Raw genomic sequence first — 12,072 nt, 5'->3', positions numbered from 1 at the left:
CCGGCGGCGAGAGTTCCTGGCTTCCGGGGACGCGGGGCGTCGCCCGGTGACAGTGGCGGGACCGCGCCGGATTTCCACCGGCTTCCTCTGCTGCCGCCGTAGTTGGCCCGGGCAGTCCACCACGCCCCGCGAAGGCCCGTCAACTCACTCTTGACCTGCGGCGGGACAGTGTGCCGAGCCCCACAGCACGACGGCGGGGCCGGTCCACCGAAGCGGTGGGACCGGCCCCGCCGGGCACGATCGGACATCGTCGTCCCGGCCGTCGCGGACGGGACGGATGCCGTGTCACGACACGATCGGACGGATCACGACACGATCAGATAGATACCGAAGGCGACGGCCGCCGCGCACAGCGCGAAGCAGGCGTACGCGCCGGTGCGGGCCAGGGCGGCGGAACCGCCCTGCGCCGATGCCTGCTCCTGCTTGGAGAGGCCCGCGATACCGAGGGTGAACAGGCCCACCAGGGCGATGGTGGCCACGAGGCTCACACCGAAAACGGAGCCGAGAGCTGCCCAGTCGATCTTCATGGCGTTCTTTCCTTACACCGCGGCCGTGGGGGCCGCGTCGGTCGCCGCGGCCGCGGCCGCAGCCGCAGCCGCCGTGGCCGGAGCCGGGATGGTGGTCTTGATGCCGTCCGCGTCGGCGGCCTCGGCGGCGAGGGCGCCCGCGGGGGGCGGGGTGACGGCCGCGATCGCGGTGGTCACGACGCCCGGGGCCTCGGTCTCGACGTCGTTCACGTTGGTGTGGTCGACGACCTGGCGGCGGGAGTAGAACCAGATCGCGACGCAGGAGGCGACGAGGAAGACCGCGACGGCGGCGACACCCCAGTCGCCCTGCTTGGTCACGAACTCCGAACCGGCGGCGACCAGACCGGCGGCCGGCAGGGTCAGACCCCAGGCGACGAACATCCGGGTGGCGGTCGACCAGCGGACGACACCGCCCTTGCGGCCCAGGCCCGCGCCCATCACGGCGCCGGAGCAGGAGTGCGTCGTCGAGAGCGAGAAGCCCAGGTTCGAGGAGGAGAGGATCACGGCCGCGGCGCTGGTCTGCGCGGCGAAGCCCTGCTGCGGCTGCAGGTCGGTCAGGCCCTTGCCCATGGTGCGGATGATGCGCCAGCCGCCCAGGTAGGTGCCCAGCGCGATCGCCACACCGGCGGAGACGATGACCCAGACCGGCGGGTTGGAGCCGGGGGCGAGCACGCCGCCGGTGACCAGGGCGAGGGTGATGATGCCCATCGTCTTCTGCGCGTCGTTCGTGCCGTGGGCGAGGGAGACCAGGCCGGCGGAGGCGATCTGGCCGGCGCGGTAGCCCTTGGCGCCGGTCTTCTCGTCCACGTTCGCGTCGGCCTTGTACGTCAGCCGGGCGGCGAGCATCGCGGCGAGACCCGCGACGAGCGGGGCGGCGACGGCCGGGATGAGGACCTTGGTGACCACCACGCCGCCGTTGACGCCGCTGAGGCCGACCGAGGCGATGGTGGCGCCGATCAGACCGCCCATGAGGGCGTGCGAGGAGCTGGAGGGGAGGCCGACCAGCCAGGTCAGCAGATTCCACAGGATGGCGCCGACGAGCGCCGCGAAGATCACCTCTGGCTTGATGCCTTCCTCGTTCACCAGACCGCTGGAGATCGTCTTGGCGACCTCGACGGAGAGGAACGCGCCCACCAGGTTGAGCACGGCGGACATGGCCACCGCCGTCTTGGGCCGCAGAGCGCCTGTCGAGATGGTCGTCGCCATCGCGTTGGCGGTGTCATGGAAACCGTTCGTGAAATCGAACACGAGAGCTGTCACGATCACAATCGCAAGCAGCAGCGTGATGTGTTCCATTTACCCAGGCAATCGTTCGACGTCAGTAGCCCGCCGAACGTAGGTAACCTGGGTGAACGGAAGGTGAACTGACGCGGGCCGAGGGGTGTCCCGAAGCGGGTTCTGGTCATTCCGTTTACCGGCCGGTCACCCCTGGACCCCCATTTCCCGGGGCTTCCCGGGGCGCGGGCCCCACGGGGGGACACCACGGGTCACACTGAAGAGATCCTGGTCACTCCGGACGATTCGCCCGCCGTGCCACCACCCGCGGGCTGTCAGGATCGGCGCATGACGCATCACCCGATCGAAGGGGCCTGGGACGCGCTCGTCGCCACCGCCCGCAGAACCGTCACGGACGGACTCGTCGTCGGCACCTCGGGCAATGTCTCCGTACGCGTCGGGGACCTGGTGCTCGTCACCCCGACCGGTGTTCCGTACGACCGGCTCACGCCCGCCGACACGGTCGCCGTCGACCTCGACGGGCACCGGGTGCGCGGACGGCTCACGCCCACCAGCGAACTCCCCATGCACCTGGCGATCTACCGGGGCACCGACGCCCGCGCGGTCGTGCACACCCACGCCGTGCACGCCACGGCCGTCTCCACGCTCGTGCCCGAGCTGCCGCCCGTCCACTACATGACCGGCGCACTCGGCGGACCCGTGCGGGTCGCCCCGTACGCCCTGTACGGCAGCCGCGAACTCGCCGACGGCATGATGCGCGCCCTCAGCGGCCGTACCGGCTGCCTCCTGCGCAACCACGGCACCGTCACCTACGGCGACTCACTCGACCAGGCATACGACCGCACCGCGCAGCTGGAGTGGATGTGCCGGCTGTGGCTCACCGCGAGCTCGGTCCCCGGCCACACACCCACCCTCCTGACCCCCGCCGAACTCGACCGGGCCGCCCGCAAACTCCAGGGCTACGGCCGCCACGACTGACCGGCCCCGCCGGGGCGCTCACCCCGGCCGGCCGACGCGGCCGGGAACCGGGCGGCGGCCTTCCGCTGGCAGCGGCGGGCGGGCGAACCGAGACTGGAACGGTGCGCCCAGCTACAGCGACGGCAGCGGCCGTCACGACCCTGATCGGCGCCGGCGCGGCAGCCGTGGCCGCCGGCCGGTACGCCAGTGACGCCGCCCTCAAGCCCAGGCCCGGCCGCCCCCTCCCCGGCGAACCCGCGCTGACCGTGCACGCCACGGCACCCGGGCGGATCACCCTGACCAGGGGACTCGTCTCGCTGCGCCCCGGCACGTACGGCCTGGAGGGGCCCGGCGTCCACGCCGTCGTCGGCCCCGTCCTGGACGGGGTACCGCACTCGGCCGACACCGTCGTACGCCGTCTGGAGGGTGTCCACCACGGCACCCTCGCCGCCGGCAGCCGCGTCCGGCTCACCCCCCAGCTGTACGCGGGCACCCCCGCCACCGCCCTGGGCCTCGACCACCAGGACTGGGAGGTCCCCGGCGAGCTCGGCACCCTGCCCGCCTGGCACCTCCCCGGCACCCGAGGCACCTGGGTGATCACCGTGCACGGCCTGGGCACCACCCGCGAGCACACCATGAACCTGATCGGCTTCCTCACCCGCAGCCGCCTCCCCGTCCTCGCGCCCTCCTACCGGGGGGACGCCGGCGCCCCCCGCCCGGCCGACGGGCTCGGCCACCTCGGCGACTCGGAGTGGCGTGATCTGGACGCCGCGATCCGCCACGCCGCGCGGCACGGCGCCCGGCGCATCGTCCTCCACGGCTGGTCCACCGGCGCCACCATGGCCCTGCACGCGGCCGCCCGCAGCGGAGTGCGCGACCGCGTCATCGGCCTCGTCCTGGACTCACCCGTCCTCGACCGGGAGGCCACCGTGCGCGCCCTCGCGGGGGCGCGCCGCGTCCCCTCCTTCCTGCTGCCGCTCGCCGTCCGCGCCGCCGAGGGCAGGACGGGCCCGCACGGCGACGGTCTCCGCGAGGCCGCCGACCCCGACGCCCTGCGCGTTCCGACCCTCGTCTTCCACGGCCCCGACGACCACATCGCGCCCTGGGACCGGTCCCGGGAGCTCGCCGAGCGCCGCCCCGGGCTCGTCACGCTCCACACCGTCAGGAGCGCACCCCACGCGGCCATGTGGAACGCCGACCCGGACCGCTACGAGGAGGCCCTGCGCCGCTTCCTCACCCCTCTCGTCTAGCGCCTCCCCGGCCTCTCCTCCGGCGCTCGTCCCGCCCGTCCTCCGGCCTCACCCCGCTCCCCGTATGCGCCTCCGGGGCGGCCACGCACCGGCGAACCGCATTCCGTTTGGGCTTTCGGGCCGTCAGCGGGAAGACTGCTCCCGTGACGTCTCGAAAGCCTGATGAGCAATTGGCGCGCAACTCCAGACTCCGACTCGTCCGTCCGCGGCCTCTGGCGACGGCCCGACGGGCCGTGACGACCCGGCGTATGCGTCCGGCGCCGCGACCGCCGGAGGGCACGCCACCTCCGGCCGAGCTGGCCCGTCAGGCCAGGCGCGTCCTCGCGGACGCCGTACGCATCGCCCGCTGGGCCGCCGTCGACCGGGGCCCCACGACCGTTCCCGCCCAGGAACGGGCCGCCGAGGCCCTGCGGTTGACGCCGGACCAGATCCGCGCCGGCTGGGACCGGGCACGGCTCGCCGGACTCGTCGAACTGCACGGCGGCACCGCCCGCCCCGGCTGGCGGCTGCGCGCCTGGGACCGCGACGACAGCGCCGTGCTGCGCGGCTGGGTCGCCCTCTTCGACGCCTGGTCGCTCGTCCACCCGGCGCCGGCCGACGCCGCCCCCACCTCGGTCGCCGAGGTCGTGGAAGCCGTCCCCCAGGTGCTCTCCCTCCTCCAGCTCTCCGCCGGTCCGGTGGCAGTGCCCGCCCTGCTCGACCTGCTCCAGCAGCGCGTCGAGGAGCTCCGCGAGGAGCGCTGCGAGGTGCCGGAGCCTTACCCGTCGACCGAGCCGTACCCCTCAGCCGGGGCGTCCGGGGCCCCGGACGCCCCAGGGGCGGCCGGGCCGTCCTCCGGGCCGGTGCCCGGACTCCCGCTCGCACCCGCGTCCCTGTCCCGGCTGCTCGACTGGGCCCTGGAGGGCCTCGCCGCCGTCGGGGCGCTGACCCTCGGCTACGGCCAGGCCACCCTGACCCCGCTCGGCAACTGGGCGGTCTGGGTGAAGCTGGAACAGATCTGCGTCGCCGCGCAGAGCCCCGCCGGCCATATCGAGCAGTCCGCCGAGGACATGCTCCGAGGCGCCGCCCGGCTCACCCCCGGCCCCGCCCGTGCCGAGTACCGCGCCTGGCTGGCCGCCCGCCCCGCGCGCAGCGCCGTCACCGAGCTCCTCACCGTCGCCCGCGGCGAGGACGCCCTGCTGCGCGGCCTCGCCTTCGAGGCGCTGCGCGTCGTCGGAACCGCAGCCGAGGACGACGTACGCGCGGTCGCGGCCGAACCGTCGCTGCGGCCGTACGCCCTGCTGTGGCTGGCCGAGCACGAGGGCGCCGACCCCGACGACGCGGCCGACGTCCTCACCCGGGAGGAGGCCACCTGGCTCTGGGTGGACACCGCGGCGGCCGTCGCCGACCACGGGGAGAGCACCCTGCTGGTCCGCCACCTGGACTCCGCCGTGCAGGGCACCGTGCCGGCGCTGCTCGACGAGGTCCGGGCGGTCGGCCACCCCCGTACCGTGCAGGTCCTCGTCGCGCTGGCCGCCGCGCACCCCGACCCCGCCCTGGCCAAGGCGATGCGCCGCGCGGCCTTCCAGGTGCACACCGGCGGGGCGTGACCGCCCCGGGGCCGGCCGCTGACCCCTCCCGTCCCGGGTCCGGACCCGGACCCGGAGGCTAGCCGGAGGCGCCGGGGGCGTACGTCCCGAAACTCCAGACGTTCCCCTCGGCGTCCCGGGCCATGTAGTCCCGGGAGCCGTAGTCCTGGTCCGTGGGCGGCATGAGGATCTCCACGCCGTGCCGCACGGCACGGGCGTGATGCGCGTCCGGGTCGTCCACGACCACGTACACCCCGACCGGCCCCGCGCCCGCCATGGCCTTGGCGAAGACGCCCTCACCGCCCTTGGTGCCCAGCATCACCGTGCCGTTGCCGTAGGACAGTTCGGCATGGACGACATAGCCGCCCTCGCCCTCGTACAGACTCCGTTCGGTGAACCCGAAGGCCTCCTTCAGCAGCGTGACGGCCGCCTTCGCGTCCTCGTACAGGATCGTCGGGCAGATGCTCGGCACCTCAGCCATGCCGATCACTCCTCTCTCGGTTCTCGTCCTGCCTCGCCCCGGTCTCATGTGATCCGCGTCTCACCGGTTTTCAGTCTGGCACCCACCACTGACAACGCCCGCTCACGCGACGCCCGCTCAGGGCCGGGCAGCCCCGGAACTCGGGCGGAAAAGCAGTTGCATCCGCCCGTTAGACTGAGCCGTATGGCCATTCTCCCTGTGCATTAGACCGGCGTCGAAGCCACCGCACCTGCCGCCCTTCCGCCGTCCATACCGCCCTGGAGTCTGTCCGTGATCACCGCTTCCGGCATCGAGCTGCGCGCCGGTGCCCGCGTTCTCATCGAGTCCGCTTCCTTCCGGGTCGCCAAAGGCGACCGCATCGGTCTCGTTGGCCGCAACGGCGCCGGCAAGACCACGCTCACCAAGTGCCTCGCGGGTGAGGGCATCCCCGCCGCCGGCACCATCGCCCGCTCCGGCCAGGTCGGCTACCTGCCGCAGGACCCGCGCACCGGAGACCTCGACGTCCTCGCCCGCGACCGGATCCTCTCCGCCCGCGGCCTCGACGTGCTGATCCGCAAGATGCGGACGAACGAGGAGCGCATCGCGACCGGCCAGGGCGCCACCCGCGAGAAGGCGCTCAGGCAGTACGAGCGCCAGGAGACCGAGTTCCTCACCAAGGGCGGGTACGCCGCCGAGGCCGAGGCGTCCACGATCGCCGCCGCGCTCGGGCTGCCCGACCGGGTCCTCGGCCAGCCGCTGCACACCCTCTCCGGTGGCCAGCGCCGCCGTATCGAACTGGCCCGGATCCTCTTCTCGGACGCCGACACCCTGCTCCTCGACGAGCCGACCAACCACCTCGACGCGGACTCCATCGTCTGGCTGCGCGACTACCTGAAGACCTACCGGGGTGGCTTCATCGTCATCTCCCACGACGTCGACCTGGTCGAGACGGTCGTCAACAAGGTCTTCTACCTGGACGCCAACCGGTCCACGATCGACGTCTACAACATGGGCTGGAAGCTGTACCAGCAGCAGCGCGAGGCCGATGAGAAGCGCCGCAAGCGCGAGCGCCAGAACGCGGAGAAGAAGGCTGCGGCCCTCAACTCGCAGGCCGACAAGATGCGCGCCAAGGCGACGAAGACCGTCGCCGCGCAGAACATGGCCAAGCGCGCCGAGCGGCTGCTGTCGGGCCTGGAGGCCGTCCGCGTCTCCGACAAGGTGGCCAAGCTGCGCTTCCCGGACCCGGCGCCCTGCGGCAAGACCCCGCTGACCGCCGAGGGCCTGTCGAAGTCGTACGGCTCCCTGGAGATCTTCACCGACGTCGACCTGGCCATCGACAAGGGTTCCCGCGTGGTCATCCTCGGCCTGAACGGCGCCGGCAAGACCACCCTGCTGCGTCTGCTGTCCGGCACCGAGAAGCCGGACACCGGCGTCGTGACCGCCGGGCACGGGCTCAAGCTCGGCTACTACGCGCAGGAGCACGAGACCCTCGACCCGGACCGTACGGTCCTGGAGAACATGCGGTCCGCCGCCCCCGACATGGACCTGGTGGAGGTCCGCAAGGTCCTGGGCTCGTTCCTGTTCTCCGGCGACGACGTCGACAAGCCGGCGGGTGTGCTGTCCGGCGGTGAGAAGACCCGTCTGGCCCTGGCCACCCTGGTCGTCTCGTCCGCCAACGTGCTCCTCCTGGACGAGCCGACGAACAACCTCGACCCGGCCAGCCGCGAGGAGATCCTCGGCGCGCTGCGCACGTACAAGGGCGCGGTCGTCCTCGTCACCCACGACGAGGGAGCGGTCGACGCCCTCCAGCCCGAGCGGATCATTCTGCTGCCGGACGGCATCGAGGACCTGTGGGGCGCGGACTACGCGGATCTCGTGGCGCTGGCCTGATCATCCCCGTCTGGATCATTCGGCCTACGTGTGATCCTTCATCTGAGTGAGAGCCTCTGGTACCTCGGCGTGGCATCGGGCGGATTTCCGCCGTCCGGTGCCGTGCCCGGGGTTGCTCCTTACCGCCCCCCGCTGACCTGCCACTTCTCCGCAGGGTTCGGTGGCGCGCGGCGATCGCGACCATCGGAATCGGGGATTCCGGACGCTTTCGCTCACGGAATTCGGCCCAACCTTGTGTCACGGACCTTGTCGAATGGCTGGCCAGGAAGCCCACAAGGGGTGATCATGAGAAGTCCAGAGCGCACTTCCCATGAGGAGGCACGGGTGGCCGAGACTCTGAAGAAGGGCAGCCGGGTGACCGGCGCCGCGCGCGACAAGCTCGCGGCAGACCTGAAGAAGAAGTACGACTCCGGTGCGAGCATCCGGGCGCTGGCCGAGGAAACCGGCCGGTCCTACGGATTCGTCCACCGGATGCTCAGCGAATCCGGAGTCACGCTGCGTGGACGCGGCGGAGCGACGCGAGGCAAGAAGGCCGCTTCGGCCTGACGACCACGCGCGGCTCATCCGGCCCACTGGTTCCTACAGGGGCCACCCGGCCGATCCTGCGGTCGGCCGGGTGGTTACTGTGCAGTCACTTATGGGGTGTCGCCTGTCCGACGACAGGCGGCTCCGCATCCTCGCTGCACGTACCCGGACCCGGAACCGGAGGGCCTCATGACCTCGCTCGACCCTGTCCTCGAAGTGCTCGACAAGGACGGTGTACGGCTCACCGTCGAGGACGCCGTCGCCACGGTGACCCTGACCAACCCGACCAAGCGCAACGCCCAGTCCCCCGCTCTGTGGCGGGCGTTGACCGAGGCCGGGCGGTCGCTGCCGGGCAGCGTGCGGGTCGTGGTCCTGCGCGGTGAGGGCAAGTCCTTCTCCGCGGGGCTCGACCGGCAGGCGTTCACGCCCGAGGGCTTCGACGGCGAGCCGTCGTTCCTGGATCTGGCGCGCTCGTCCGACGCCGAGCTCGACGCCGTCATCGCCGAGTACCAAGAGGCGTTCACCTGGTGGCGCCGCAACGACATCGTGTCGATCGCGGCCGTCCAGGGGCATGCGATCGGGGCCGGATTCCAGCTCGCCCTCGCCTGCGACCTGCGGGTCGTCGCGCAGGACGTGCAGTTCGCCATGCGCGAGACCAGCCTCGGTCTCGTCCCCGACCTCACCGGTACGCACCCGCTGGTCTCGGCCGTCGGCTACGCCCGCGCCCTGGAGATCTGCGCCACCGGCCGCTTCGTCCACGCGGACGAGGCCGAGCGCATCGGTCTCGCCAACCTGGCCGTGCCGGCCGAGGAGCTCGACGGTGCCGTACGGGACCTCGCGGCCGCGCTGCTGGCGGCGCCCCGTGACGCGGTGATCGAGACCAAGGCCCTGCTCCGCGGCGCGGGCGGTCGCACCTACGAGGAGCAGCGCGTCGCCGAGCGCGCGGCCCAGGCGCGGCGCCTGCGCGACCTCGCGGGCCTCGCCGACTGAGAATCCCGCGCGCCCGGCACCGCAGGTCCGCGGTGACTGCCGCAGGGGCGGTTCTCCCCACTCGGGGAAGCCGCCCCTGTGGCGTTCCTCCGGGCTGCCGTCTTTCTGGAGCGGTACCGGCGAACCGCGCCTAGGGTGAGCGAAGGGGGTCGATCCCGTACGGAAGGGACGAACGTCCATGACCGACACGGCACCGGTCGGCGGCGGTGGCGATCCCGCCCTGCGCGGCCGTACCACCCATCACCGACGGGGTGGTCGAGAAGATCGCCGGGCTCGCCGCCCGTGACGTCGTGGGCGTCCACGCGCTGGGGAGCGGGGCCGCGCGCGCCCTGGGCGCCGTGCGCGACCGGGTCCCCGGCGGCAGATCCGCCGTCACGCGCGGGGTGAAGGCCGAGGTCGGAGAGGTGCAGACGGCCATCGACCTGGAGATCGTCGTCGACTACGGAGTGGCGATCGCCGACGTCGCCCGTGCGGTACGGGAGAACGTGGTCATGGCCGTGGAGCGGATGACCGGACTGGAGGTCGTCGAGGTCAACATCGCCGTCACGGACGCGAAGCTGCCCGAGGAAGACGACGAGGAACCGGAGCCCCGGCTTCAGTAGCCGGGCGGACAGGAGCGCGCGATGAGCATGTCGGTGGTCGGCCTGGTGGCCGGGATGGCGCTCGGCTTCGCCGGGTTCTTCGGCGGTTTCGGGGCGTTCCTGCTGGTCGCCGCGATGGGCGCGGTCGGTTTCGTGGCCGGACGGTTCCTCGACGGCGACCTGGAGCCCGGTGACTTCTTCCGGGTCCGCGAGCGCGGCGACCGGCGGCGGTGACGGCCGTGATGGCCGGGCGGGACGGGATGGACAGGGCGGACGGGACGGACGCGACGGACGGGACAGGCAGGGCGGACGGGACGGACGGGGTCGGCCGGGTGGGCGGTTCGGGCGGGCGGCCGGGGAGCGGGGCCGGCCCGGCCGCCGCCTGGCGGAGCGGGCCGGCCGGGCGGATCGCGGCGGCGGACCGGGGCGCGACCACCGTCGCCGACCGAGTGGTCGCCAAGATCGCGACTCAGGCGGCACGGGAGGCGCTCGCGGGTGCCCGCGAACCCGTCGTACCCGGCCGCGCCGCCGTATCGGGCGGGACGGTGGCGCCCGGCGCGACCACCCTGCCCGGCGGGGCCGTCGTACCGGCCGTCGGGCGTGCCCGCTCCGGGGCGGGCGGCCCGCCCGGCGGCGTTCCCGGGCCGCACGCGACGGTGGTCGTCCACCGGGGCATCGCGCACGTCGGCGTCACCCTCGAACTCGCCTACCCGTCCGACGTCGCCGCCCAGTGCGGCGCCGTCCGCCGCCGCGTCACCGAGCGGGTCGAGGCGCTGGCGGGGCTGGCGGTGCACGAGGTGACCGTGCAGGTGGAGCGGCTGCACACCCCGTACGGCCGGCGCGCCGACCGGGGGAGGGTCCGATGAACGACGTGCGGGAGCCCCCTTCCGCGCCGGTACCCGTGCTGGAGGAGCGCCGCGGGCACCGGGGCACCGGCCGTTTCTGGTCCGTGCGGCGCGTCCCGGCCGGGTTGACGGCGCTGGCGGTGCTCGTCGGCGCGGGACTGCTGCTGTACGACGTCGCCGCCGTACGCGCCGACCGGCCGGCCATGCGCTGGCGGCGCGCGCTCGCCGGCGACCTTGCGACGCTGCCCCTCGACGATGCCCGGATGCTGGGCGCGGCGGCCGCCGCGTGCGCCCTCGGCGTGTGGCTGCTGGCGCTCGCCGTCACGCCGGGGCTGCGTGCCGTCCTGCCGATGCGCCGCCGCGACGAGTCCGTCCGGGCGGGTATCGACCGGGACGCCGTGGCCCTCGTCCTGCGCGACCGGGTGCAGGAGGTGCCGGGAGTACGGTCCGTACGGGTCCGGGTCCGACGGGCCAGGGCCGTCGTACGGGCCGTGTCCCACTTCCGCGAACTGGACGACGTGCACGCCGACGTGGAGGCCGCGCTGGCGGGAGCCGTCGAGGAGTTGGGCCTGGCCCGGTCGCCCGCCCTGTCGGTGCGGGTCGTCCGCACGGAGAGGAAGGGGTGACCGGCATGGCGCTGCGGACCGTCAACCGGGCGCTGCTCGGCCTCGCCGGGCTGGTGCTGCTCTGCGCGGGCGGCGCGGTGCTGTCGGCCGGCCTCGACATGGGCGTCCCGTCGTGGTGGCCGTGGCACGGCCCGGACGCGGTGCTCCTGGAGGCGGACGAGCGGCGGCGGTGGAGCGGACAGGGCTGGTGGTGGCCGGTCGTCATCGCCGCGCTCGCGGTACTCGTGGTGCTGGCACTGGTGTGGCTGCTCGCCCAGTTCCGGCGCCCCCGGCCGGCCGAGATCCTGGTCGACACCCGGGACGGCGAGGAGGCGGCGGTGCGCGGCCGGGCCCTGGAGGGGGCCATGGAGGAGGAGGCGGAGACCCTGGAGGGCGTGGCCCGTGCCCACGTCGGGCTGACCGGCCGCCGTACGGCGCCGACGGCGCGCGTGACCCTCCAACTGGAGCCCTACGCCTCCCCTGGCGCGGCGCTCGCGGCCCTCACGGACGAGGTGCTGGCCCACGCCCGGAGCTCCACGGGCCTGCGCGGCCTCCCCGCGGAAGCCCGCCTGCGAGCCGCCGGCCACGGCCCCCGCCGCGTCACCTGATCCGCGCCGCGTCACCTGGTCCCCGCGGGG

Annotated in this window: 13 protein-coding genes, 1 pseudogene and 1 riboswitch; of the genes and pseudogenes, 11 read left to right on the top strand and 3 right to left on the bottom strand. The window is 73.5% G+C overall.

Translation table 11 applies throughout. The features are described from left to right. Nucleotides 1-10: 10 nt before the first annotated feature. Nucleotides 11-89: riboswitch (cobalamin riboswitch) on the bottom strand. Nucleotides 90-305: 216 nt separating this feature from the next. Together ACGF5U_RS00310 and ACGF5U_RS00305 are read right to left on the bottom strand one after the other, a co-directional pair. Further along, entirely contained in the window at nucleotides 306-527 is a 222-nt protein-coding gene (locus tag ACGF5U_RS00310) for a hypothetical protein (RefSeq protein WP_392714329.1), read from the bottom strand. 12 nt (nucleotides 528-539) lie between these two features. Beyond that, nucleotides 540-1,823, bottom strand: coding sequence for an anion permease (locus ACGF5U_RS00305; protein ID WP_392714331.1), 1,284 nt, complete (start codon nucleotides 1,821-1,823; stop codon nucleotides 540-542). Between the two features lie 267 nt (nucleotides 1,824-2,090). Here ACGF5U_RS00305 and ACGF5U_RS00300 point away from each other — a divergent pair, with 267 nt between their 5' ends. The 3 genes from ACGF5U_RS00300 (at nucleotide 2,091) to ACGF5U_RS00290 (ending at nucleotide 5,559) form a co-directional block, all read left to right on the top strand. Continuing rightward, nucleotides 2,091-2,741, top strand: coding sequence for a class II aldolase/adducin family protein (locus ACGF5U_RS00300; protein ID WP_392714333.1), 651 nt, complete (start codon nucleotides 2,091-2,093; stop codon nucleotides 2,739-2,741). A 101-nt stretch (nucleotides 2,742-2,842) separates the two neighbouring features. Continuing rightward, nucleotides 2,843-3,970, top strand: coding sequence for an alpha/beta hydrolase (locus ACGF5U_RS00295; protein WP_392714334.1), 1,128 nt, complete (start codon nucleotides 2,843-2,845; stop codon nucleotides 3,968-3,970). Between the two features lie 143 nt (nucleotides 3,971-4,113). After that, the gene (locus ACGF5U_RS00290; RefSeq protein ID WP_392714335.1) at nucleotides 4,114-5,559 is read left to right on the top strand and encodes a hypothetical protein; all 1,446 of its coding nucleotides are present in this window, start codon (nucleotides 4,114-4,116) and stop codon (nucleotides 5,557-5,559) included. 58 nt (nucleotides 5,560-5,617) lie between these two features. Here the strand turns inward: ACGF5U_RS00290 and ACGF5U_RS00285 are convergent, their stop codons facing one another. Beyond that, the gene (locus tag ACGF5U_RS00285) at nucleotides 5,618-6,019 is read right to left on the bottom strand and encodes a VOC family protein (protein ID WP_392714336.1); all 402 of its coding nucleotides are present in this window, start codon (nucleotides 6,017-6,019) and stop codon (nucleotides 5,618-5,620) included. A gap of 270 nt (nucleotides 6,020-6,289) precedes the next feature. Here ACGF5U_RS00285 and abc-f point away from each other — a divergent pair, with 270 nt between their 5' ends. The 8 genes and pseudogenes from abc-f to amaP all read left to right on the top strand — a co-directional run bounded on the left by abc-f (nucleotide 6,290) and on the right by amaP (nucleotide 12,042). Continuing rightward, the gene (gene abc-f, locus ACGF5U_RS00280) at nucleotides 6,290-7,888 is read left to right on the top strand and encodes a ribosomal protection-like ABC-F family protein (RefSeq protein WP_392714337.1); all 1,599 of its coding nucleotides are present in this window, start codon (nucleotides 6,290-6,292) and stop codon (nucleotides 7,886-7,888) included. Nucleotides 7,889-8,212: 324 nt separating this feature from the next. After that, nucleotides 8,213-8,434: a helix-turn-helix domain-containing protein gene (locus tag ACGF5U_RS00275; protein WP_006123601.1), complete on the top strand. Its 222-nt coding sequence runs from the start codon at nucleotides 8,213-8,215 to the stop codon at nucleotides 8,432-8,434. A gap of 168 nt (nucleotides 8,435-8,602) precedes the next feature. Further along, the gene (locus ACGF5U_RS00270; protein ID WP_392714339.1) at nucleotides 8,603-9,403 is read left to right on the top strand and encodes an enoyl-CoA hydratase/isomerase family protein; all 801 of its coding nucleotides are present in this window, start codon (nucleotides 8,603-8,605) and stop codon (nucleotides 9,401-9,403) included. A 178-nt stretch (nucleotides 9,404-9,581) separates the two neighbouring features. Next, nucleotides 9,582-10,005: pseudogene (locus ACGF5U_RS00265) on the top strand (Asp23/Gls24 family envelope stress response protein). A gap of 21 nt (nucleotides 10,006-10,026) precedes the next feature. Beyond that, the gene (locus ACGF5U_RS00260; protein ID WP_392714340.1) at nucleotides 10,027-10,218 is read left to right on the top strand and encodes a hypothetical protein; all 192 of its coding nucleotides are present in this window, start codon (nucleotides 10,027-10,029) and stop codon (nucleotides 10,216-10,218) included. An 8-nt stretch (nucleotides 10,219-10,226) separates the two neighbouring features. After that, nucleotides 10,227-10,850 (top strand): hypothetical protein, encoded by a 624-nt coding sequence (locus ACGF5U_RS00255; protein ID WP_392714342.1) that lies wholly within the window; start codon nucleotides 10,227-10,229, stop codon nucleotides 10,848-10,850. Continuing rightward, nucleotides 10,847-11,455 carry a DUF6286 domain-containing protein gene (locus tag ACGF5U_RS00250; protein WP_392714343.1) on the top strand — a complete coding sequence of 203 codons (609 nt, stop codon included), beginning with the start codon at nucleotides 10,847-10,849 and terminating at the stop codon, nucleotides 11,453-11,455. Before ACGF5U_RS00255 ends, ACGF5U_RS00250 begins: the two co-directional genes overlap by 4 nt. Before the next feature lie 5 nt (nucleotides 11,456-11,460). Next, nucleotides 11,461-12,042, top strand: coding sequence for an alkaline shock response membrane anchor protein AmaP (gene amaP / locus ACGF5U_RS00245; RefSeq protein WP_392714345.1), 582 nt, complete (start codon nucleotides 11,461-11,463; stop codon nucleotides 12,040-12,042). The last annotated feature ends 30 nt before the right edge of the window (nucleotides 12,043-12,072 follow it).

This window comes from Streptomyces sp. NPDC047886, assembly GCF_043204435.1.
Taxonomy (GTDB): Bacteria; Actinomycetota; Actinomycetes; order Streptomycetales; family Streptomycetaceae; genus Streptomyces.
The sequence above is the reverse complement of the archived record's forward strand: the minus strand, read 5'-3'. Positions and strand labels throughout refer to the sequence as shown.